We start from the raw sequence: 20713 nt of genomic DNA on the forward strand, positions 1-20713 counted from the left end.
CGTCCTCGACCCGGTGCACGGTCGCCCCGGGCAGGGACAGCTCCCGTACGGGTCCCGGGAACGCCTCGGCCACCGCGTCCCGCTCGACGGGGACCGCGGTGGCCACGAGGACGCGTGACGCGGACGTGATCAGGTGTCCTTCTTCAGCCGGAAGGACCACAGACCCGTGGTGTCGTCCTCGCCCTCCTTGATCGACACCAGGGTCGAGTCGCCCTGGGCGCCGTACTGGGCGTTGAAGAACACGCTGCCCGGGATGGTCGTGTAGGTCTTGGTCAGGGACTCGGACAGCAGCGGCTGACCGTTCATCAGGATGATCCAGCCCTTGTCGGCGATCTCCGGGTCGACACCGAAACGCACGGTCTCGTCGGGGTCGACCGAGATCTCGTCGATGCCCTTGTCCTGGAGGCACTTGGTCAGATCGGCGGCCTTGAGGGCGTCGCCCTCCCCGCCGCAGGTGGCTTCGGAGCTCACCGAGTCGCTGCCCACCGTGACGGTGGCGATCGGAGTCGGCTTGTCACAGGCGGCCAGGACGAGCAGTCCGGCGGATACGGCGCCGGCGGCGGCGACGGCGCGGCTGCGTCGCACAGCGCGATGTCCGATTGCGGCTGCGCCGCGGGGCAACGTGGTCATGGCCGAAGGTTATCGGGCAGGCGTGCCCCGCTCCCCACGTGGGGTACGGCGTGGCCGGAGCGTTACGCCACTCGCGCCCGCCCGCCGGTCCCCTGCCTGGCCGAACGGATCAGCCCGCGGACCGTGGTCAGCCAGCCCGACGCGACGATCGTCGCGCCCACGGCCAGCCCCAGCGGTCCGACCAGCGGCATCACGATGCCGATCGCGCCGCCCAGCACCCAGGACATCTGGAGCAGTGTCTCGGACCGGGCGAACGCCGAACTCCGCACGAACTCCGGCACGTCCCGCTGGATCAGCGCGTCCAGCGACAGTTTGGCCAGGGCCTGCGCGAACCCGGCGATCGCGGCGAGACACGCCACCAGCACCGCCCCGAAGAACGCCGCGGCCACGATCGCCGCGCTCACCACGCACGCCACCACCGTCACGATGATGATCTCCGGGGCGCGGTTCCGCAGCCCCGCGCCGACCGCCGTACCGAGCGCGTTGCCCGCGCCGGCCGCCACGCCCACGATGCCGAGCGACACCGCGGCGCTCTGGCCGGACATCGGATGCTCGCGCAGCAGGAACGCCAGGAAGAAGATCAGGAAGCCGGTGAGGCAGCGGATGGAGGCGTTGGCGGCGAGCGCGTGGGTGACGGCCGGGCCGACCGTGCGCAGTCCGGGGCGCTTGTCCGTCTTGCGGTGCGGGCCGTGCAGGTGCTGCTCGTCGGCGGCGAGCAGTGCCATGGCCTCGCCCTTGGCGGAGTCCACCTTCGGCGGCAGCCGGAAGGACAGGAACACGCCCGTCACGAACAGCACGAACGCCCCGTACAGCGGCCAGCGCGGCCCGATCTGATGGAGCCCCGCGCCGATCGGAGCCGCGATCCCGGTCGCCAGCAGTCCGCCGAGGGTGACCCGCGAGTTCGCCTTCACCAGGGAGAAGGCCGGTGGCAGCAGCCTCGGTACGACCGCGCTTCTGACCACTCCGTACGCCTTCGAGGAGACCAGTACGCCCAGTGCGGCCGGGTACAGCTCGAGTCCGCCGGTGACGACCGCGCCGGACAGGACCAGTGCGAGCAGTGCCCGTGCGAGCATCGCGCCGGCCATCGCGGCCCGGCGTCCGTGCGGGAGCCGGTCCAGGAGCGGGCCGACGACGGGGGCGAGAAGGGTGAAGGGCGCCATGGTGATGGCGAGGTAGAGGGCGACACGCCCGCGCGCCTCGTCGGTCGGTACGGAGAAGAAGACGGTGGACGCCAGCGCGACGGTGATCATGACGTCGCCGGCGCCGTTCACGCCGTGCAGTTCGATCAGCTTGCCGAGTCCCGACTCCCCGGCGCCGTGCGCGTGGGTCGCCCGGCGGATCCCGCGGGCGGTCTTGGTCACCGGGAAGCGCAGCACGCGTCCGCACGCGCGCAGAGGGCCGCCCGCCCGGCCCGTACCGAGGCGTCGGCCGCTCCCCTTGACCTCTTTCGGCCCACCGGTCCCGGTGGCGCCCTGGGGTGTCCTCGCGGTAGCCACGACGTCATAGTGCCCCGAGACGGCGGCCCGTAGTGCCGTATCCGCCACGGACGGCGTCCCGGTTGCCGCTGTACGGCGCAACCCGGGCGCCGGTGCCGGCGCGCCGTGCGGCCGGTCGCGCCGCGGATCGCGCCGCCGGGATGACATCGCCGTACCGTCGCCGCCGTCGTGTCGACGTGTCGTGGACGGATCGGCGTCCCGGAGGGGACGAACACCCCCGGAAACCGGCGCGCGGCACCCCATAACAACCGTCGGTGTAGGCCCAGCGCACGCGAACAGGTAGCGTGCGTATCTCAGCCATCCCGCAGAATGGATGGAGGCGCGCCCGAGCACGTTGCGGCGCGGACGTCGACGCGGTCCCACTGTCCGCTCCGTCCGCCCCCCGCGCTGGGAGTGGCGCACTCGTGAGACGGCGTAGGAGAGAAGCGATACCTGTGAGCGCAGCGACAACGCGAAGCCGCACCCCCGACCGTCTGTGCGCCGAGGCCGTCGACCTCGCCCGCGCCGCAGCCGAGGAGGCCGCCGCCCCCGGAATCGTGGGTGAGCACGAGGGGACGGTCTCCGAGGGCGACCGGGTCGTCACCCACTTCTTCGAATGCCTCGAGCCCGGCTACCGAGGCTGGCGCTGGGCCGTCACCGTCGCCCGCGCCTCCCGCGCCAAGATCGTCACGGTCGACGAGTCGGTACTGCTGCCCGGCCCCGACGCGGTCCTCGCACCGGAGTGGGTGCCGTGGAGCGAGCGGCTGCGCCCCGGCGACATGGGACCCGGCGACCTGCTGCCCACCGACGCCGAGGACCTCCGGCTGGAACCGGGCTTCACCGGCGAGGAGGAGCCGCCGCCGAACTCGGTGGTCTCCCACGAGATGGCCGACCTGGTGGAGGCCGAGGACGCCGAGGTCACGGCGGTCGCCCCCGCCGACCTGTCCGTCACCCCGGCCCGCGGCACGATCGCGGCGGTCGCCGAGGAACTCGGCCTGCGCCGCGCCCGGGTCCTGTCCCGCTACGGCCTGCACACCGCCGCCGACCGCTGGGAGGAGGGGTTCGGCGCGAAGACCCCCATGGCCCAGGCGGCCCCGGCCACCTGCCAGTCGTGCGGCTTCCTCGCCCGCATCGGCGGCTCGCTCGGTCAGGCGTTCGGCGTGTGCGCCAACGAGTACTCACCGGCCGACGGCCACGTCGTCTCCCTGGGGTACGGCTGCGGCGGCCACTCGGAGGCCGCGGTCATGCCGAAGCCCCCGCAGCCGGCCCCGCCGGTCATCGACGAGACCCGCGTCGACCCCTTCCCCCTCCGCCCCGCCCCCGACTCCGGCTCGGTCCCGGCGACGGAGGACGAGGCGTCGGCGGAGCTGGGGCACTCGTAACGCCGTCGGGGGCGGCACAGCTCGGACCTGTGCCGCCCCTGGTGGCTTCACCGCTCACTCGGTGTCGAAGACCTCTTCGGCCGTCGGCGCGGTGACGGCCCGCCGGAGCCAGCGGCTCAGAGTCTGGGGGTCGTCGCAGCCGGTGATGCGCTCACGGGCGGCCTCGGGTACGTCGAGGCCACGTTCCGCGAGTACCGCCAGTACGTCCTCGGCGGCTCGGCGTGCCTCGCCTTCGGCCAGAGCTTCGGTCCGGGCTTCGGTACGGGCTTCTTCCCGGATCTCTTCGACGAGGTAGGACTTGTAGAAGGAGAGGTCCACGGCCACCAGGTTCCTCCAGAGGTGCTTGGCCGGGTGCTTGCCCAGGCCCTGTGCGGTGAATTCGACGATGGGGTCCGCGATGTCTTCGGGCACGTCCCGCAATGCGGTGGAAAGGGCCTTCAGTATGGCATTCACGGCGGGTTCGGCGGCGTGTGTGATGGCCGCCAGACTGGCCAGGACGAGGTCGGCGCGGGCTTCCTCCGGGTCGGTGATCACGGGCATGTTGTGCGGGCCGGCGACCACGGGGCGCAGGGTGAGGGTGGGCAGCTGGGGCGGACCGCTGCTGACCGCTTGCTGGGCCCACTTCGCCGTGGTGTGGTCCTGGCAGACGACGAGGAGCGCGGTGGGCAGCCGGTACTTCGTCCACAGGTAGGCGGTGTAGTACGCCCAGCTGGCCGGCTTGTCGGGGTTCCTGCTGCCCTGGGCCTCGATGGCGAGGAGGAAGTCGCCCTGGTCGGCGGTCTCGAAGCGCAGGATCGTGTCGACGCGGCGTTCGACGGGGCTGGTCTCGGTGAGGTCGGTCGGCAGCGGTGTGGCCCTGACAGGCCTGGGGATGTCGACTCCGAGGAAGCGTGAGACCCGGCTGAAGAGTCCGGGGTCGTGCTGGAAGATGCGGTGCATCGCCTCGTGGGGCGGCTTGACCATGGATTTCCTTGTGGCGTCAGGGGTGGGTGGCGGCTGCGGTGCGGCAGGTGGGGCAGTGGGGTTCGGTTTCGGGTGCACGGAAGGCCTTGTCGCAGCCGTCGCAGTTGCGGAGGCCGTGGCGTACGGGCGCGGGGGCGGCCGGGGTCCGGTACGGGGGGAGGGGTGGGAGCCGGTCCGTGAGGCGGTGGGCGAGGAAGGCCGCGGGGCGGTGGAGGGGCTCGTCGGGGAGGTTCTCGGTGAGGGCGTGGCGTAGGGCGGTGGGGGTGACCTCGCGCTCCAGCCAGGCGATGACGCCGGGGGCGAGGTGGTCGGTGTCGGCCGCGGAGAGCAGGAGGCGCGGGTCGTGGCGGCGGAGGGTGCCGAGGAGGTCGGCGGCCTGCTGGTGAAGTGCGGCGGCCGCGGCGCGGGTGGGCTGGGGGACCGGGGGGAGGGCTTTGCGGGGGCGGGGCTGGGATGTGCGGTCGGCGGTGGTCGGCCGGGGTGGTGGCGGCGGGCAGGCGGAGGGTGCTGCCTCGCGGCGGTGACCGGGCTGGTTGCAGGAGGTGGTGCGGGTGATGATGCGGCCGGTGGGGGTGCGGACGCGTTCGCGGCGGAGGTAACCGTGGGTCTCCAGCTCGCGGAGCGCGTCGCCGATGCGTTTGGTGCCTTCGGTGAAGCGGGCGGCGAGCGACTTGATGTCCACGGGGGCGCCGGCGGGCAGCGACTGGATGTGACAGCCGAGGCCGATGGCGAGCAGGGAGAGTTCCGCGTGCTGGGTGAGGTGGTTGCCGATCACCACGAAGCGGGTGGTGTGGCGGGTGTTGTCGTGGATGACGCCGCCGGTGGTGCGGTGACGCGATCGTGGCGGATTGCCGCCGTCGGCTGACTGGGCGCGCGGGGGCGCGCTAGGGTTTTGGGTATCCATCGGGGAAGGCCTTTTTCCTTGGTGGTCAGGCCCTCGCACCGGGATGCCAGTCCCGGCGGGGGCCGAAGTCTTTTTCGGTCGTGTGCGCTGAGCGTAGAGGTGCCGGGGGCTCGAAAATCCAGCTGAGCCGGTGATGTTCACCCGCCCGAGTGACGACTCGCCTCGGGCGGGAAAGGGTGGGGCTTGGTGGGGTTCTTTTCCCCCGGGTTGTTGTTCTGGAAGGCGCCGACGGCACCGGAGCCTCAGACTTCGGGTTCCGGTTCCGCGAGCCGTAGTTCGGCCCAGACGGTTTTGCGCGGGAAGCGCTCCTCGGATACGCCCCAGCGGTCCGCGAGCGCTTCGACGAGCAGGAGACCGCGGCCCGACTCGGAGTCGCGGGAGCCCGGTTGAAGCTTGGGCAGGCGATCGCAGCGGGTGTCGGTGACCTCGATACGGAGCGTGTGGTTCACCACGTAGAACGCGAGACGGAAGTCCCGGCCCGGCACGCGACCGTGGGTAACGGCGTTGACGGCCAGCTCGGCCACGACCTGGCGTGCGGCCCCCGAGTCGTATCCCCAGTCGCGGAGGTGGGCGTCGGTGAGGAGCCGGGCGAGGCGCGCACTGCGTGGGGTAGCGGACAACAGCACGCTGAAGTTCCTGACGGAAGCGGTGGGTTCGGCAGTTTGCTGATTCACATCACTCAGCGTGGCGGTGTCTGCGTACCGTGGAGTGTCACTCAGCGCGCGCGTACAGTCACTGTCCGGTGCTTGTCCGGTGCTGTCGTGGCTGTTCCGACGGTTGATACGGGCAGGACGCCGGGTGGCGTCACGGACGGTTCCCGAGGGAGAGGTGCGGCATGACGGCGGTCGAGACGGAGACGGGGCAACTCAAGACCGAGGCGGACGAACCGGGTTGGGAGGTGGACCCGGACGACGAGTGGGGTGTCGCGGTCATCACCACGGTGGGGCGGCAACTGAAGCTGCGGCGTGAGGCCGCGGGGATGCGGGCCGCCGACTTCGGCCGGGTCGTCGGGTACGGCGAAGACATGGTGTACAAGATCGAGGGCGGCAAACGGATCCCCCGGCAGGAGTTCCTGGACAAGGCGGACGAGGTTCTGAACGCGGGCGGCCTCATCGCGGCGGCCTGGGAGGACGTGAAGAAGGTCCGGTATCCGAAGACGGTTCGGGCACTGGGGAAGTTGGAGGGCAAGGCGGTTGAGATCGGGGTGTACGTGTGCAACAGCATCAGTGGGTTGTTGCAGACACCTGAGCACGCACGAGCGCTGTTCCAGGCGGCTCAACCGTCTTATGCCCCGGACGACGTGGAGCGGATGGTGGGCGCTCGTATGGAACGGCGGTCGGTGTTCGAAGGCGACCCGGCACCTTCCATCAGCTTCGTCCTGGAGGAAGCGACGTTGCAGAGAGAAGTCGGGGGCACAATGGTGTGGCGGCAGCAGCTCGAACGCCTGCTTGAGGTAGGGCGGCTGCACCATGTCACGCTTCAGGTGATGCCGACGAAAACCGAAGCACACCCCGGGGTGGACGGCAGGATCGAAGTGTTGAAGTTCGCGGACGGCACGGCGGTGGGACGCTCCGACGGTGCGTTCAACGGTCGGCCGACCTCTGAACCCAAACAGCTGCGCATCTTGGAGCTGCGGTACGGCACCATCCGGGCGCAGGCGCTCTCGCCCCGGGAGTCGCTGGCCTTTATTGAGCAACTACTGCTGGGAGAAACATGATCCGCAAGATCTCCGCTGGTGACGCCTCAGAGCTGGCCTGGTTCAAGAGCAGCTACAGCGACGGCACCGACGGCAACTCCTGCGTCGAACTCGCCCTCACCCCCGGCACCGTCCACGTCCGCGATTCAAAGAACACCGAGGGACCTCGAATCACCTTCGCACCGGACACGTGGGCGGCGTTTGTCTCGTACGCGCCGGAAGTTTGATCGCGCGACTCGGTCCGCCTGCTTACTCCAGCAGCAGGCGGACCAGGTCGTCCAGTTCCTCGGCATCCGGGGACGTCCCGATCACGGAGCGGACCACCTGACGCAGCTTGACGAAGTTTTTGGTTTCGTCGAGCTCCAAGGCTGCGATGCGAGCCGCTTCCGCGGCACCCAGCTCGACGAGCCGCTGGTGGCCGGGACTCGCAGGGTCGAATGTTGGGATGGGGAGCTGCCACACGGCCTTATCAATGTGTCGTTCGTCCTTGCCATAGGACATGAGGGGGCGGACGACCTCGGTCAGTGCGGGCGCGTTGAGGATGGCGCACAAATACATGCCCTCCTCACGAGTAGCGACCGTGCCCCAGTACAAGGTGTGGTCGATAGCGGCGTTCGGGTTGTCCACCAAAGCGGCCGACACATGCATGCCCGCCTTGCCATACACCACCCGCAACTGTGTCCCCGGAAGCTGCGTTGACATGCCCCGATGGAATTCAAGCCGATCGAGCAGCGTCAGCCGCTCACTGCTCCGGTTCTCCAGCCACAACTCCTCCGCACCGCGCCACCACTTCGCCAGGTCCGGGTACCGGTCGATGTGCTCGTGACCGCCGTCCATCAGCGTGTTGCTGCCCTCGACGGGCAGCACCGCCTTGCGCGGAGTGAGGAGCCGGTACGGCAGCACGCTTTCCCCGAGCAGAACCGGGCGGACGAACTGCTTCTCGACCACGCCCTCTTGGTCGGGAAGGTCTTTCCACGGCTTCTTCTCGGTGCTGCTGCGAGTCGACCGCACCCTGATCCGCCCGCTTCCCAGTCCGAGCGGGCCGGCGTCCTGCTGCTCCACGAAGAACAGGACGCGCGGCACGATGGTGGCGCCCTGCCAGAACCGCGACCGATACGGCGACGAGATCAGATCCTCGCCCACGTACTTCAGCTCGGCCGCCTCCCGTGTGACCCACCCCCGCACGTGCGCCCAGTCATGAGCGGTGACCGGGATCTTCCCGGTCCACCGCTCCGTGTCCTTGGACAGCGGCACCGCGTCGTTGCCCCGCGCCGCCGCGCCCACGCCCGCCGTCTTCCTCCGCCCGAAGACCACCGCGCTGCCGCGCGGGAAGAAGTGCGGGCGCAGGCGGCGCAGGTCCCAGGAGCCGGTGAACTCGACGCGTACCGGCTCGTTGGGGTCCGGGTAGTCGCCGGCGCGGAAGCCGGACCAGTAAGGCCGGTCCAGCACGGGGTTGGGCACCACGAAGGCGAACTGACCGCCCTCCGCGAGGTACTGCTGCACCGCCCTGGCGATGAACAGTCCGGAGAGATCCTGGTGGGTCGCCACCTCGTCGCCCCGCCACAGCTCGCGGGACTGGCACATCTCCTTGAACCGGGCCTGCATGTCCTTCGGCATGTGCCGGTAGGACAGCCACGGCGGGTTGCCGATCAGCACGTCCACGCGGTTGTCGGCCATGGAGAGCCACATGGGCCGGGCGAGGTTGCGGACGTAGTACGACCAGATGTGGTTCCGGTCCTCGTCGACCAGCTCGCACAGGATCCGGAACGCCGCGGTGATCTCGTCCTGGTCGTCGGGATCGTGGAGGGCGAGGACGTTGAACAGACTCGTCAGCGGCGGCCGGGTGCCCTTCTTGCGGCTGGAACTGGCCGCCCGGTCGGCGAGTTCGTTGACGAGCCGGTCGAAGCCCCGGGCGTCCGCGAGAAGGTGCTCGGAGAACCGCAGTTCGTTCTGGTAGTCGAGCAGGCCCCCGGTCTCCGTGCGGATCACCAGGTAGCCGTGGTCGATGAGGTCGGTCCGCTGCTGCCACTGGACACTGTCGCCGAGGTAGACCGGGACCCTTATCTCCCCGCGCTCGTCGGAGGTGAGACGGTCGCGACCGATGGCCAGCAGATACGTGACGCGGGCCAGGGCGACGGCGACCGGGTGGAGGTCGATCCCGGCGACGTGGTCGCTCACCGCGTCGAGCGCGTCCCGCAGCGGGCGGCCGTCGGTCTCGGCGGCCGTCAGATACCGGCGCACCGCGTGGAACAGGAACGTGCCGGAGCCGCAGGACGGGTCGAGGGCACGCTGGTTCAGCGGGTCGGCCAGGACGTCGGAGACCATCTTCTCGGCCAGCCAGTCGGGTGTGTAGTACTCGCCCTGCTTCTTGCGCGTCTCGGGGGCGATCACGGACTCGTAGAGCACCTTGAGCACGTCGTGCTCGACGCTCGCCCAGTCGTAGCGGGACAGTCGGCGGGCGGTGGTGCGGACGAACTCCTCGCCGCCCTCGACCTCGATCACCCAGCCGAAGAAGTCGGACTCGACGACACCGTGAATCCCGGCCTGCTCGAAGAGCTGGCCCAGGACGAGCGTGGCCGGGGGGATCTGCCGGACGTCGTAGCCGAGGACCGAGTGGGCGATGATTCCGGCGGTGCTGACCAGGAGCGTGTGCTCGATGAACAGTTCGTCGCTGTCCTCGAACTGGGCGCCCAGCGCACTGCGCAGCAGACGCGCCCACAGCTCCCGCTTGAGCCGGACCGTGGGCAGGTCCTTGTTCTCCGCGTAGAGGGCGGACAGCGTGGTGTAGTCGATCCCGTGGGAGACACTGCCCGCACCCAGTCGGCCCTTGATCACGTCGGGGGTCGGCTTGATGCCCTCGGCGGTGGCGAGGACGCCTTCCAGCCAGACCAGCAGCTCCAGCGCAGTGGTCCGGCGCGGCTTGACCTCGAAGCGGCCCGCCTGGACGAACGCCGATCCGGAGAGGGCGTACGCCCGCCAGTCGGCGCCGTCGGTGAGGATGCCGACGTACCGCTGGCCGACCTGCTCGGCGCGGGTGCGGACGTATCCTTCGAGCTGCTTCTCGGCGTCCTTGAGGATCTTCGCGCTGCGCAGGTCCCGCTTGCACTCAATGGCGGTGAAGCCGATCTCGACGTCGATACGCCGGCCGTCACCGACCTGGGTCTCCAGGTCGACGCTCAGATCGTTCTCGTCCAGGTTGAGGCCGCCTTCGAGCAGCAATTGCCGGACGTCGGCCTGGAGGGTCGCCTCCGAGCGCATGGGCTTGCGGTCGACAAGCCGAGCCAGCACCTTCTCCAGGCTGGTCTGAGGCGCTGTGGCCATCCACTCCCCCTTGACGAGACCGCGGGTGCCGGGACGGTGACGCGCGGCGGTGACGAGAAACTGCGGCCATTGTGCCGCAGGGCACCGACAACGCCGTCATGCCGGGCGCCTCGGACGGCGGTCACTGACCGCAATGCGCACTTGCCTGTCCGTGAGCGAACCCCCGAAAATGTGGTGGACTTGCATTCGCCAGGGGATGGGGAGCATGACGACGACCACGCAGCCGCGTCGGGATCTCAGTACTCGTGTGGCGGAGGCGCTGTCCTCACAAGTGCTGAACGCGCTCGTGGGTATCGCCGGCATCGCCATTCCCATCGCGGCCTGGGTCGCAGAGAAGAGCCTGCTCAGGGACGTTCTGCTGGCGGCGGAGACCGTACTGCTGCTTCTCATGGTCGCCAACCACATGTGGTTACGCCGGATCTACATCCAGCTCCGCCGGGCCAATGACCGGCACATGTCGGACGCCCGGTACTTCGGGCTGGTCCGGGAACAGTTGGAGCGGGAGCTCATGGCCGGGTTCGGTGAGATCGCCGACGGGCATCTCCAGGTGTACGCGTCGGAGGTGCCCCGGCTGTCCGTACTGCTCTTCCAGGCACTCATCGACTGCGGCACCGAACCCAGGCGAGTCCTCGCGGCCGATCTCACCACCACCCCCGACCTGCTGACGCAGCGGAGGGAGTACCTGGCCGTCAACCGGCGGTTGATCGAAGCGGGTGGGACCGTCCAGCGGCTGTTCATCTGCTGGCAGGACGATCTGGCCAGGGAGGATTTCGCCCGCTCTCTCCTCGCGCTCGTCGACCATCATCGTTCGCTCGGCGTGCAGTGCGCCCTTGCTGTGAGGGACCGCTTGCGGGCCGACCAGGCCGTGGACTTCGTGGTGGTGTCGAAGGCGGCGGTACTGCTGGAGGAGGAGCAGGGGGATGCCGACTACCGCCGGGGCCGTAGTTCCGTGTACTTCAAGCACGTCGAGCGCTGGGCCGGGCGGTTCGAGTCGATCTGGGGGCACGGCTCCGACTCGGCGCCGTTCGTCCTCCAGTCCTACGAAACGGCTGTCCGCCCGATGCTGAACGCCGGGGCGTGGGACGAGTCGGCCGTCCGTGAGGCGGCAGCCCGCCTCTGAGTACGTACGCGTTGACCTCGCCGTCCTGCCTCATCACGTTCCGTGCTATCGAACGGCCTTCGCTAGCATGGAGCGACGGCCGGTCCGGACCTGGCGGGACGGCGCGAAATCGCAGCGCGACGGAAAGTACGTGATGTCCAATCTCTCGCTCACCAAGGCCCACGGCTCCCGGAACGACATCTTCGTCGTCGACGGCGCGCCGCTCGACCACTTCGCCTCGGCGGACGAGCTGACCCGGGCCGTCGGGCTGCTGTGTGACCGCAAGCGTGGGCTGGGCGGTGACGGGGTGTACTTCGTGGCGGATCACGGCGACGGCACGGCACGGGCGTGGTTCTACAACCCCGACGGGTCCGAGGCGCTGCTCTGCGGGAACGGGATGCGGTGCGCCGGCCGGATACTGCTGGACCGGCACCAGGTCGAGTCGGTCGTGGTCGAGCAGGGGCCCTACTCCTTCACCGTGCGCGACCGGGGCCGTACCTCCCACGGCGTGCGGCAGGTCTCCGTGGAGCTGCCCGCCGCCGACTTCGCACCCGGTGAGCCGATCGTGACCGAGGCGGGGCCGCACGGCGAGTACGTGGACCGGCTGCTTCCGGCGTTCCACCCGTCGCGGCACGTGACGGCGGTCGCGGTACCGAACTCGCACCTGATCACGGTGATCGACGCCTACGACGAGGCCGAACTGATCGAGACCGGGCGGCGCGTCGCCGGTTCACCGGGCGTCTTCCCGATCGGCGCCAACCTCTCCTTCGTCCTGCCGCTGTCCGACGACGAGGTGTTCATCCACACCTACGAGCGGGGCGCCGGTCTGACGCCGTCGTGCGGTTCGGGCATCGCGGCCTCCCGGGCCACCCTGTCCCGCCTCGGGCTCGTCGACCCGGAGCGGCCGGTGACCGTACGCAACCCGGGAGGCGTCGCCCGCAGCCACCTCCAGACGGCCGGTGACGCCTGGCAGCCGGTCCTGGAGGGCAACGCCACCCTCGTGTACGACGCCGAACTGGACCCCGCGATGCTCCTCGGGGACGGTCCGGTGACCTACGAGGGTGCCGCACACATGGCGGAAATCAGCGCGTTCGCCGAGCTCAGCCGGGAAAACATGAAGGTGCTGCACGAGGCGGGCATCCACCCGACCGAGGTCTGACGCCACTCAGGACGTCCGTCTCCGCCGGGCCCTGGCCACGCGCACGCGTCTGCCGGGCTATGGGGAAGGGGATGGCGTGGGGGGACTGTCGGCCGGCCTTTTGACGATCGCGGCCGGAATCGCGGTGCGGCAGGCGGACCGGTGGTGGTTCGGTCCGGCGCGGGGACGGCACACACCGGACTCGCTCCGTTTGGTGATGCGACTCCAGCGCGAGCGGCTGAACGACGTGACGCCCGTGCTTCTGCTGCTCGGTCACTGGATCGAGTTCACCGGATGGTGTGCGGTGGCCGTGTACGGCGGCCCCTGGGGCTGCGCGGTCGCAGCCCTCGCGGGCGCGGTGAAATTCCGCCATCTCCAGGAGGTCAGCCACTTCGCCGTGCACGGCGTACTGGCGCGGGGCGGCCGGCTGAACACGTTGCTCGCCGAGGCGGCCGTCCACATTCCGCTCGGCTTCGTCCCCGTCTCCGTACGCCGACGGCGGCACGTCCGCGAGCACCATCCGAACGCGACGGTCACCGGGGCCGATCCGAACCTGGCCGAACTCCACTCGGCGGGACTGCGTCCGGGAGCCACGGCGGTGCGGTACGCGCTCGCCCTGATCCACCCGCTCACTCCGGCCGGCGTGCACGGCACCGTGCGGAGCGTGACCGGCCTGCGGCGGGAAGGGGGTACCGGGCGTCTGCGGGCGGCCGGTCCGGTGGCCGTGTCGGCGGCCCTCGCCCTGGCCTTCGGCTGGGAGGCGACGGCGTTCGCCTTCCTGCTGCCCCGGCTGCTGCTGTATCCACAGCTCGCCTGGATGTCGCTGCTCGTCGAGCACCGTTGGTTCGACCCGGAGGCGGTGCCCGGTCCGCCCGTTGCCGTAGAGGCGGGCCGCTGCCTTCGGCTGTACCCGCGCAACGCCTTCCTCACCCTGTTGGCACGCGGCACCTGGCTGCCGTACGGCGACCTCTACCACTTCGCGCACTCAGCGCACCCGGCGGTGCGCTGGAACTACCTACCGACGCTGGAGCGCACTCTGTGCGGCCCCGCATACCGACCGCACGCCCTTCTGCTGGGCGAGTCCGCTGTGCTCCGCCGCCACCGCTGGGCGCTGGCCCCGGCCTCGGGAGCCACCATCGGGCCGAGCCGGCAGGGCACAGCGAGCGAGGAAACCGGCTTCGATGCGTGCGGCGACCCCGGGGCGGCGCGGGGCCGCTTCCGGGGTCGCTCGGTGGTGCTGTGTGACCGGGCTCGGGGTCAGAGGTTGACGCCGTTGGCGCGGAGGAAGGCTGCCGGGTTGACGGCGGAGCCGTAGTTCGGAGTGGTGCGGATCTCGAAGTGCAGGTGAGGGCCGCTGGAGTTGCCGGTGCTGCCGGACAGGGCGATCTTCTGGCCGGTCTTGACGACCTGGCCGGCGTTCACGTTCACCGAGGACAGGTGGGCGTACTGGGAGTACTTGCCGTTGCTGTGCTTGATGACGACGGCGTTGCCGTACGCCGGGCCGTCGCCGGCGCCGTTGCCGCCGGCCTTGACGACGGTGCCGCCGTGGACGGCGACGACGGGGGTGCCGGTCGGGACGGCGTAGTCCTGGCCGGAGTGCTTGGAGGCCCACATGCCGCCGTTCGCGGCGTAGCCGGCGGAGAGCTTGTAGCTCTTCACGGGGGAGACCCAGGACGCCTGCTTCTTGGCGGCGGTCTTGGTGGTCTTGGGGGCCTTCTTGACCGTGACGGCCTGCGTCTTCGCGGCCTCGGCCTGAGCGGCGGCCTGCGCCTGGACAGCGGTGGCGCTGCCGGACACGGCCGTGTTCTCGGCGGCGGCGACCGCGACCCCGGCTCCCAGGACGACCGTGGAGCCCAGGCCGGCGGCCAGGACGGCCGCGCGGGTGCGGGTGGCGGACGTACGGGGGAAACGGGACGTGACGCGCTCGAACATCGAAACCTCATAGGGGAGGGGGCGGGGGAATGCCATCCGCGGAACGAGTCCGTGCCGCGCCGGCTGTTCCTTGGTAACCGCCGCCGCCCAAATGCCGCAAAGGTGTGACCTACGACGAAAGGCCGTAGTTCGGGCGTGAGATCCAGGTCTCTTGACGGAGGGCTCCGCGCGGGGCGAAACCCGCCATTTCAGGCTGATCGATCAGAGCTGCGCACTAAATGTCCGATACGAGGTGGGGTGTTTGTCGACTATTCCGGGTAGTACCGGATGTTTCGCCTGTGCGGCATGTCACCGGGCGGCCGGTACGGATGTGGCGTGGGTCTCCGGTTCCCGCCCGGCGCCCCTGCGTTCGCCGCGGTGGCCTGCCGGTGTAATAGTTCCTGTACTAGAATGGGTTTCATGAAGTCACCCCGTCCCGGCGGTACGGAGAACATCTCCGTCTCGATGCCCTCGGAACTCCTCGGTGCTCTGCGCACGCGCACCGGCAAGCGCGGCGTGTCCGCCTACGTGACCGCGGCGGTCCGGCACCAGCTCGCGATGGACGGCCTCGCGGAGATCGTCGCCGCTTACGAAGACGAGCACGAGCCGTTGAGCGAGGCCGAGATCCAGGCCGCTCAGCACGAACTGTTCGGTGACGCTCCGGCGCCGTACGCGTCAGGCGACACCGCCGCATGAAGGCACCCGCGGCCAGGGCCCTGGTGCTGGACTCCCAGGCACTGTCGCTGCTCCTGCGCAACGACCGGCAGATGATCACCCGGATCGAGGCCGCCCGGCGCGTGGGCGTGCCCGTTCTCGTGTCGGCCCTGACGGTGGCGGTATCCGTCTACGGAAAGACGGATACCGCCCGGCTGCACTGGGTGCTTTCCCGCCTTCAGGTCCAGGACGCCACCCACGCGGACAGCCTCACAGCGGTGCAACTGCTGAGCGAGGCCGGTGGCCTGCACGGCCACAAATACGCCATCGATGCCCTCGTGGCCGCGACGGCGCTTCGCGTCCCGGGGCCGGTACTGGTGCTGACCTCGGACCGCGACGACTGGACGAGACTGTGCGGCGATCGCGTGCAGATCAAGGATGTCTGAAGGCCGGTGTTCCGATCGCCGTGACTCCTGGGCCCCGCCCAGCCTGCGGCAGCGCCCCCGCCGAGCGGGGCGGTACCTTCGTCCTCACGCCGATCAGGGCGGCCGATGAGGAGAGTCAACGTGAGCAAGTACGTGCGGCCCGCCGCCGAGGGTGCCGATCCGTTCGGGACGGCGCGGCTGCGGCGCGGTGTCCTGGACGCCTGGGCCACCAGCCCCGCCCGCTTCCGGGAGGACGCCAACGCCGAGGAGGACCTCGTCCTCGGCGGCTACCGGGACCGTCTCGTCGTCGAGCTCGCGCAGAACGCCGCCGACGCCGCCGCCCGGGCCGGCGTACCGGGACGGCTCCGGCTCACCCTGCGCGACGGGGTCCTCGTCGCCGCCAACACCGGCGCCCCGCTCGACGCGGCCGGCGTCGAGTCGCTGTCCACGCTGCGGGCCTCCGCGAAGCGGGACGCGCCGGAGCGGGCCGTGGGACGGTTCGGGGTCGGGTTCGCCGCCGTGCTCGCGGTGACCGACGAGCCCGCCGTCGTCGGGCGGCACGGCGGCGTCCGGTGGTCGCTCGCCGAGGCACGGGGTCTCGCGGACGACACCGCCGGGCGGAGCGCCGGGCTGGCGGACGAGATCCGCCGGCGGGACGGTCACGTGCCGCTGCTGCGGCTCCCCTTCGCCGCCGAGGGGACCGCGCCCGACCCGTACGACACCGCCGTCATCCTCCCCCTGCGCGACACGGCCGCCGCCGACCTCGCCGAACGGCTGCTGCACGCCGTGGACGACGCCCTGCTGCTGGCGCTGCCCGGCCTGGAGGACGTCGTCGTCGAGATCGGGGACGCGGAGCCCCGCACCGTCCGGCGGCGTACGGACGGCGGGCTCACCGTCGTCGAGGACTCGCGCGAGGGGACGACCCGGTGGCGTACCGCCGTCGCGCACGGGCCGCTCACCCCCGAGCTGCTCGCCGACCGGCCGGTCGAGGAGCGGCTGCGGCCGTACTGGTCGGTCACCTGGGCCGTCCCCGTGGACCCCGACGGAAGCCCCGCCCGGCCCCGGACCGGCGCCGTCGTGCACGCGCCCACCCCGAGCGACGAACCCCTCGGTGTGCCCGCCCTGCTCATCGCCTCCCTTCCGCTGGACTCCACCCGCCGGCACGCCGCCCCCGGCCCGCTCACCGACTTCCTCGTGCAGCGCGCGGCCGACGCCTACGCCGGGCTGCTCGCCGACTGGCGCCCGGTCGGGGACGGGATCATCGGCCTGGTGCCCGGCCCGCTCGGCAAGGGGGAGCTGGACGGCGCCCTGCGCCGGGCGATCCTCGAACGGCTGCCGCGCACGTCCTTCCTCCCCCCGGCCGTCGCACCGCGCGCGGACGAGGAGAGCGACGCCGACCTGCCCGAGGCGCTGCGGCCCCGGGACGCCGAGGTCGTGGAGGGGGCGGGGGCCGACACCGTACGCGTACTCGCGGAAGTGCTCCCCACCCTGCTGCCCGCCGGTCTCGAGCGCCGCGCGGAACTGCGCACGCTCGGTGTCGCCCGGGTGCCGCTCACCGACGCGGTCGACCGGCTGGCCGGTCTGGAGAAGTCGCCCGACTGGTGGCGGCGGCTGTACGACAGCCTCGCCGGGGTCGAGCCGGACCGGCTGTCCGGGCTGCCGGTGCCCCTCGCTGGGGGTACCTCCCAGGCTTTCGGCTCTGGGGGAGGGCGCACGACGATCGGGCCCCGGCAGGTGCTGCTGCCCACCCCCGATGCGGGAGCCCTCGACGCCGAGCTCCTTGTCCGGCTCGGGCTCAAGGTCGCCCACCCGGACGCCGCGCACCCCCTGCTGGAGAAGCTGGGCGCCCTGCCCGCCACCCCGCGCGCCGTCCTCACCACCCCGCAGGTGCGGGCCGCCGTCGCCGCCTCGCTGGACGACGAGGGCGCGGTGAACTGGGAGGAGGACGTCCCGGACGCCGAGGAACTCGCCGACACCGTGCTCGGGCTGGTGCGCGACGCCGCCCTCGAACCCGGTGACGAGCCGTGGCTGGGCGCCCTCGCCCTTCCCGACGAGGACGGCGAACTCTCCCCGGCCTGCGAACTCGTCTTCCCCGGCGGTCCGTTCGCGCAGGTCATGCGGGAAGGTGAACTCGCCTCCGTGGACGGTGAACTGGCCGCGAAGTGGGGCGAACAGCCGCTCGCGGCGTGCGGGGTGCTGGTGGACTTCGCGCTCGTCCGCGCCACCGACGTCGTCCTCGACCCCGATGAACTGGAGCCCAGGGAAGGGGACTTCGCCGAACCCGACGACCCCGGGCTGCTGGACGCCGTGGACGTGTGGAGCGAGGACGTCCTCGACCGCTTCCCGGACAGCCCCGTCCCGCCGGTCGCCACCGAGATCGTCGCCGTGCGCGACCTCGACCTCGTGGACGACGACCGCTGGCCGCAGGCCCTCGCCCTGCTGTCCCGGCCCCCGCTGCGCGACGCGCTCGTCCAGCCGGTGCGGATCCTGCTGCACGACGGCACCCACGAGACCGTACGGCCCTACACCGCGTGGTGGCTGCGCGGACACCCGGTGATCGGCGGGCGCCGCCCGGCCGGGCTGCGGGCGGCCGGGAGCGATCCGCTGCTGCGGGGCCTGTACGAGGAGGCCGACGCGACCGGGTTCGAGGACGAGCAGGTGCTGCGGGCGCTGGGCGTACGGACGTCGGTGGCCGCCCTTCTCGACGAGCCCGGCGGCGCGGCCGAACTGCTCGACCGCCTCGCCGACCCCGACCGGCCGGTCACCGCCGCGCAGCTGCACGCGCTGTACGGGGCGCTGGCCGAGCTGGACCCCGAGCAGGTGACCCTGCCGGACGATCTGCGGGCCGTGGTCGACGGGCGGGTCGAGGTGGTGGACGCGGCGGACGCGGTGGTCGTCGACTCGCCCGATCTGCTGCCGTTCACGGCGGGTGTGCCGCTGCTGCCGGTCCGGCCGGCGCGGGCCGCCGAGCTGGCGGAGCTGTTCCAGGTGCGGCGGCTGAGCGAGTCCGTCAGCGGGGAGGTCGGCTCCGAGGGCGACGCGCACGACGTGCCGGAGCCGGTGCGGGTGCTGCTGGGGGCGGGGACGCCGGCGTCGTATGTGGAGCACGAGGAGCTCGTCGTCGACGGTGTAGAGATCGACTGGCGCCTGACCGGTGACGGTGTGCTGCACGCGGCGACGCTGGAGGGCGTGGCCGCGGGGCTCGCCTGGGCGGCGGGCCAGTGGCCCCGCCGCTTCGAGGTCGCGGCCCTGCTGGAGGACCCGTCCCGGACGGAGGAACTGGCCCGCGACCGCTGGTTCGACTGACCGCCCGCCCCGGAGCGCGGCCGGTTGCCCGCCCCGGCATCCGCGGGTGGCCGTGCCGCCCTCAGCGCATCGAGGCAGGAGCGGTGCCCGTAGCGGCGCGCACACCGCGCCCCGCACGGCGCGGTCACTCCGCCCGGGGTGCTCCCGGTACCCGGGCGGCCGGCTCCTCCGGGGCCGCCGGATCGGTGCGGGCGGTGAGCCGGCGTGTGGCGAACTCCCGGTTGGCGAGGGTCTGTCCGCGGTAGCGGTCGGGCAGCCCGGGGTTCGACAGCAGTTCGTCGCAGGCCCGGACCGAGCCGGCCAGGTCCCCCACCCAGTACGCGCTGATCGAGAACTCGAACAGGAGCCCCCACTGATACACCCACGGCTGGACGAAGAGCAGGTCGTCCGGCTGACGTCGACCGAGCCCGGCGGACACGACCGCGTGCGCGGCGTGGTAGCGGCGCATCGCACGCAGCCGTGAGGCCATCTCGTAACACGCCTCGAGCCGCTGCGGGCGCGTCTCCCAGGCGCGGGTGAGGGCGTCCATGGCCCGGGGCCAGTCGCCCGACCGGGCTCTGAGGATCCCGGCCTGCAGCAGCGAGTAGTAGACCTCCTCGTCCCAGCCGCCCATCTCCGCGCGCCGCTCGTACAGACGGACCGCCTCCTTGACGTGGCCGAGGTCGCGCATCGTCTGGGCCAGATAGAAGACGGTGCGTGTGTTGTCGGGGTCACGCTTCAGGTCCGCGCTCAGCAGGCGGGCGTCCCGCTCGAACTTGTCCGCCCGCGATCCCCCGTCGGCGAAGTGCTCGACCACGAGCGCGTCGAGGTTCTCCTGGCCGTGCCGCTGGTCACTGGTGAGGTACTCGTGCGTGACTCCCTCATAACGCCAGGGAATGTCTCCCCTTACCAGACGCTTGATCCGATACTGGGTCGCCCCCTCGTGCCGAAGCATGTAGGAATCAGCGGTCAACGCCGGCAGGACGCCGTCCCTGCGCATGACCTGGTCGGCGTCAAGGAGAAGAAGGTAGTCGGCTTTTCCCAGGGCGTGCTCGATATTGAGCGTCCGGTTGTGGCCGAAGTTCTTCCACGGCTCCTCGTGCAGCTCACCCGGGAGCCCGCGAAGCGCCCTGCGGATCAGCTGCTGCGTCCCGTCTGTCGAGCCGGTGTCGGAGATCACCCAGGTGTCCACGAGATCCCGTACCGAAGACAGGCAGCGTTCGATGACGCGGGCTTCGTTCTTGACGATCATGCAAAGGCAGATGGACGAGTTCACCATGCGACCTGTACTTCCATCCCTGAATTCCAGTGATGCGACGCTATCAGTGCGCCGTCCCGGCCGGGTCGAGGCGTTCGTGTCCGAATCCCAGGTTCGTCTCATTCGACCTTTCGGGTGGGCAGGATCGGCTGATCGCCTGAAATATCGCGGACACGTCCAACAACAGCGGTGGAGGTGGGGATGAGTGTGCAGCGAGTCGTCCGCCGTTTCTCCCAGTCATGTCTCTTGGCTGGCAACGGAAAGGGAAAGAACAGCAATGAAGCGCCGAAATCATAGGGGTTCCCCCGGCCCGATCCCCAGGCGTGTCGCCTGGGGAATGGCCGCGCTCGTCTTCACACTGACGGGTGCCACCGCCACTCCCGCATTCGGAACACAGGGCGACGAGCGCCCCGACAGCACCGAGCGTTCCATCGGTGAAACCCCCTCCCATCCGGCCACCGAAGGCGACGGAAGCCCGGGGAAGCCCTGCGACCGTTGCCCTCCGGGTCCGACGGGGCCGACGGGGCCGGTGGGTCCGGTGGGGCCTGTTGGTGAGACGGGTCCGGTGGGTC

17 protein-coding genes and 1 pseudogene are annotated in these 20713 nt (G+C 70.9%); 9 read left to right on the forward strand and 9 right to left on the reverse strand.

Annotation, left to right across the window (positions count from 1 at the left end):
- The 3 genes and pseudogenes from B9S61_RS42165 to B9S61_RS07525 form a co-directional block, all read right to left on the reverse strand.
- Positions 1–106 (reverse strand): annotated as a pseudogene (locus B9S61_RS42165) (futalosine hydrolase); the annotation flags it as partial.
- A gap of 23 nt (positions 107–129) precedes the next feature.
- The gene (locus B9S61_RS07520; RefSeq protein WP_103541539.1) at positions 130–585 is read right to left on the reverse strand and encodes a DUF2771 domain-containing protein; all 456 of its coding nucleotides are present in this window, start codon (positions 583–585) and stop codon (positions 130–132) included.
- 107 nt (positions 586–692) lie between these two features.
- Positions 693–2126 (reverse strand): MFS transporter, encoded by a 1434-nt coding sequence (locus B9S61_RS07525; RefSeq protein WP_103541540.1) that lies wholly within the window; start codon positions 2124–2126, stop codon positions 693–695.
- Positions 2127–2560: 434 nt separating this feature from the next.
- On the opposite strand from B9S61_RS07525, the gene B9S61_RS07530 reads away from it, so the two are divergent.
- Positions 2561–3487 (forward strand): DUF3027 domain-containing protein, encoded by a 927-nt coding sequence (locus B9S61_RS07530; protein ID WP_103541541.1) that lies wholly within the window; start codon positions 2561–2563, stop codon positions 3485–3487.
- A gap of 54 nt (positions 3488–3541) precedes the next feature.
- Here B9S61_RS07530 and B9S61_RS07535 read toward each other — a convergent pair whose 3' ends face one another.
- The 3 genes from B9S61_RS07535 to B9S61_RS07545 form a co-directional block, all read right to left on the reverse strand.
- Positions 3542–4450, reverse strand: a complete 909-nt coding sequence (locus B9S61_RS07535) for a hypothetical protein (protein WP_103541542.1) — start codon at positions 4448–4450, stop codon at positions 3542–3544.
- A 16-nt stretch (positions 4451–4466) separates the two neighbouring features.
- Positions 4467–5354, reverse strand: coding sequence for a helix-turn-helix domain-containing protein (locus B9S61_RS07540; protein ID WP_103541543.1), 888 nt, complete (start codon positions 5352–5354; stop codon positions 4467–4469).
- 242 nt (positions 5355–5596) lie between these two features.
- Positions 5597–6028 carry an ATP-binding protein gene (locus B9S61_RS07545; protein ID WP_103541544.1) on the reverse strand — a complete coding sequence of 144 codons (432 nt, stop codon included), beginning with the start codon at positions 6026–6028 and terminating at the stop codon, positions 5597–5599.
- Positions 6029–6189: 161 nt separating this feature from the next.
- Between B9S61_RS07545 and B9S61_RS07550 the strand changes: the two genes are divergently transcribed.
- Both B9S61_RS07550 and B9S61_RS07555 read left to right on the forward strand, forming a co-directional pair.
- Entirely contained in the window at positions 6190–7071 is an 882-nt protein-coding gene (locus tag B9S61_RS07550) for a helix-turn-helix transcriptional regulator (RefSeq protein WP_103541545.1), read from the forward strand.
- Positions 7068–7277 carry a DUF397 domain-containing protein gene (locus B9S61_RS07555; RefSeq protein ID WP_103541546.1) on the forward strand — a complete coding sequence of 70 codons (210 nt, stop codon included), beginning with the start codon at positions 7068–7070 and terminating at the stop codon, positions 7275–7277. The genes B9S61_RS07550 and B9S61_RS07555 overlap by 4 nt, the downstream gene beginning before the upstream one ends.
- Before the next feature lie 22 nt (positions 7278–7299).
- On the opposite strand, the gene B9S61_RS07560 is transcribed toward B9S61_RS07555, so the two are convergent.
- On the reverse strand, positions 7300–10371 hold the full coding sequence (locus B9S61_RS07560; RefSeq protein WP_181007286.1) for an N-6 DNA methylase: 3072 nt from the start codon (positions 10369–10371) through the stop codon (positions 7300–7302).
- A 205-nt stretch (positions 10372–10576) separates the two neighbouring features.
- Here B9S61_RS07560 and B9S61_RS07565 point away from each other — a divergent pair, with 205 nt between their 5' ends.
- From B9S61_RS07565 to B9S61_RS07575, 3 genes are all read left to right on the forward strand, one after another.
- Positions 10577–11491: a hypothetical protein gene (locus B9S61_RS07565; protein WP_103541553.1), complete on the forward strand. Its 915-nt coding sequence runs from the start codon at positions 10577–10579 to the stop codon at positions 11489–11491.
- A 133-nt stretch (positions 11492–11624) separates the two neighbouring features.
- Positions 11625–12629, forward strand: coding sequence for a diaminopimelate epimerase (gene dapF / locus B9S61_RS07570; protein ID WP_181007287.1), 1005 nt, complete (start codon positions 11625–11627; stop codon positions 12627–12629).
- 196 nt (positions 12630–12825) lie between these two features.
- Entirely contained in the window at positions 12826–13923 is a 1098-nt protein-coding gene (locus tag B9S61_RS07575) for a fatty acid desaturase (protein WP_258039586.1), read from the forward strand.
- On the opposite strand, the gene B9S61_RS07580 is transcribed toward B9S61_RS07575, so the two are convergent.
- On the reverse strand, positions 13866–14540 hold the full coding sequence (locus tag B9S61_RS07580) for a M23 family metallopeptidase (RefSeq protein WP_103541548.1): 675 nt from the start codon (positions 14538–14540) through the stop codon (positions 13866–13868). The two genes, B9S61_RS07575 and B9S61_RS07580, sit on opposite strands and share 58 nt — an antisense overlap.
- A 399-nt stretch (positions 14541–14939) precedes the next feature.
- Here B9S61_RS07580 and B9S61_RS07585 point away from each other — a divergent pair, with 399 nt between their 5' ends.
- The 3 genes from B9S61_RS07585 (at position 14940) to B9S61_RS07595 (ending at position 18904) form a co-directional block, all read left to right on the forward strand.
- A complete protein-coding gene (locus B9S61_RS07585; RefSeq protein ID WP_103541555.1) occupies positions 14940–15215 on the forward strand; it encodes a hypothetical protein in 276 nt (91 codons plus the stop codon).
- Positions 15212–15619, forward strand: coding sequence for a PIN domain-containing protein (locus tag B9S61_RS07590; protein WP_103541549.1), 408 nt, complete (start codon positions 15212–15214; stop codon positions 15617–15619). Before B9S61_RS07585 ends, B9S61_RS07590 begins: the two co-directional genes overlap by 4 nt.
- Before the next feature lie 120 nt (positions 15620–15739).
- A complete protein-coding gene (locus tag B9S61_RS07595) occupies positions 15740–18904 on the forward strand; it encodes a sacsin N-terminal ATP-binding-like domain-containing protein (RefSeq protein WP_103541550.1) in 3165 nt (1054 codons plus the stop codon).
- 124 nt (positions 18905–19028) lie between these two features.
- Here the strand turns inward: B9S61_RS07595 and B9S61_RS07600 are convergent, their stop codons facing one another.
- Complete coding sequence (locus tag B9S61_RS07600; protein WP_103541551.1) at positions 19029–20162, reverse strand: glycosyltransferase; 1134 nt, start codon at positions 20160–20162, stop codon at positions 19029–19031.
- Between the last annotated feature and the right edge of the window lie 551 nt (positions 20163–20713).

Source organism: Streptomyces sp. SM1, from assembly GCF_002910825.1.
Taxonomy (GTDB): Bacteria; Actinomycetota; Actinomycetes; order Streptomycetales; family Streptomycetaceae; genus Streptomyces; species Streptomyces okerensis.

What these genes read in the sequence shown, in the direction of transcription:
- B9S61_RS07555 (WP_103541546.1), top strand. Translation starts at nt 7,068, where the DNA reads ATGATCCGCAAGATCTCCGCTGGTGACGCCTCAGAGCTGGCCTGGTTC.
- B9S61_RS07550 (WP_103541545.1), top strand. Translation starts at nt 6,190, where the DNA reads ATGACGGCGGTCGAGACGGAGACGGGGCAACTCAAGACCGAGGCGGAC.
- B9S61_RS07560 (WP_181007286.1), bottom strand. Translation starts at nt 10,371, where the DNA reads ATGGCCACAGCGCCTCAGACCAGCCTGGAGAAGGTGCTGGCTCGGCTT.
- B9S61_RS07590 (WP_103541549.1), top strand. Translation starts at nt 15,212, where the DNA reads ATGAAGGCACCCGCGGCCAGGGCCCTGGTGCTGGACTCCCAGGCACTG.
- B9S61_RS07565 (WP_103541553.1), top strand. Translation starts at nt 10,577, where the DNA reads ATGACGACGACCACGCAGCCGCGTCGGGATCTCAGTACTCGTGTGGCG.
- B9S61_RS07540 (WP_103541543.1), bottom strand. Translation starts at nt 5,354, where the DNA reads ATGGATACCCAAAACCCTAGCGCGCCCCCGCGCGCCCAGTCAGCCGAC.
- B9S61_RS07585 (WP_103541555.1), top strand. Translation starts at nt 14,940, where the DNA reads ATGAAGTCACCCCGTCCCGGCGGTACGGAGAACATCTCCGTCTCGATG.
- B9S61_RS07575 (WP_258039586.1), top strand. Translation starts at nt 12,826, where the DNA reads ATGCGACTCCAGCGCGAGCGGCTGAACGACGTGACGCCCGTGCTTCTG.
- B9S61_RS07535 (WP_103541542.1), bottom strand. Translation starts at nt 4,450, where the DNA reads ATGGTCAAGCCGCCCCACGAGGCGATGCACCGCATCTTCCAGCACGAC.
- B9S61_RS07600 (WP_103541551.1), bottom strand. Translation starts at nt 20,162, where the DNA reads ATGGTGAACTCGTCCATCTGCCTTTGCATGATCGTCAAGAACGAAGCC.
- dapF (WP_181007287.1), top strand. Translation starts at nt 11,625, where the DNA reads ATGTCCAATCTCTCGCTCACCAAGGCCCACGGCTCCCGGAACGACATC.
- B9S61_RS07580 (WP_103541548.1), bottom strand. Translation starts at nt 14,540, where the DNA reads ATGTTCGAGCGCGTCACGTCCCGTTTCCCCCGTACGTCCGCCACCCGC.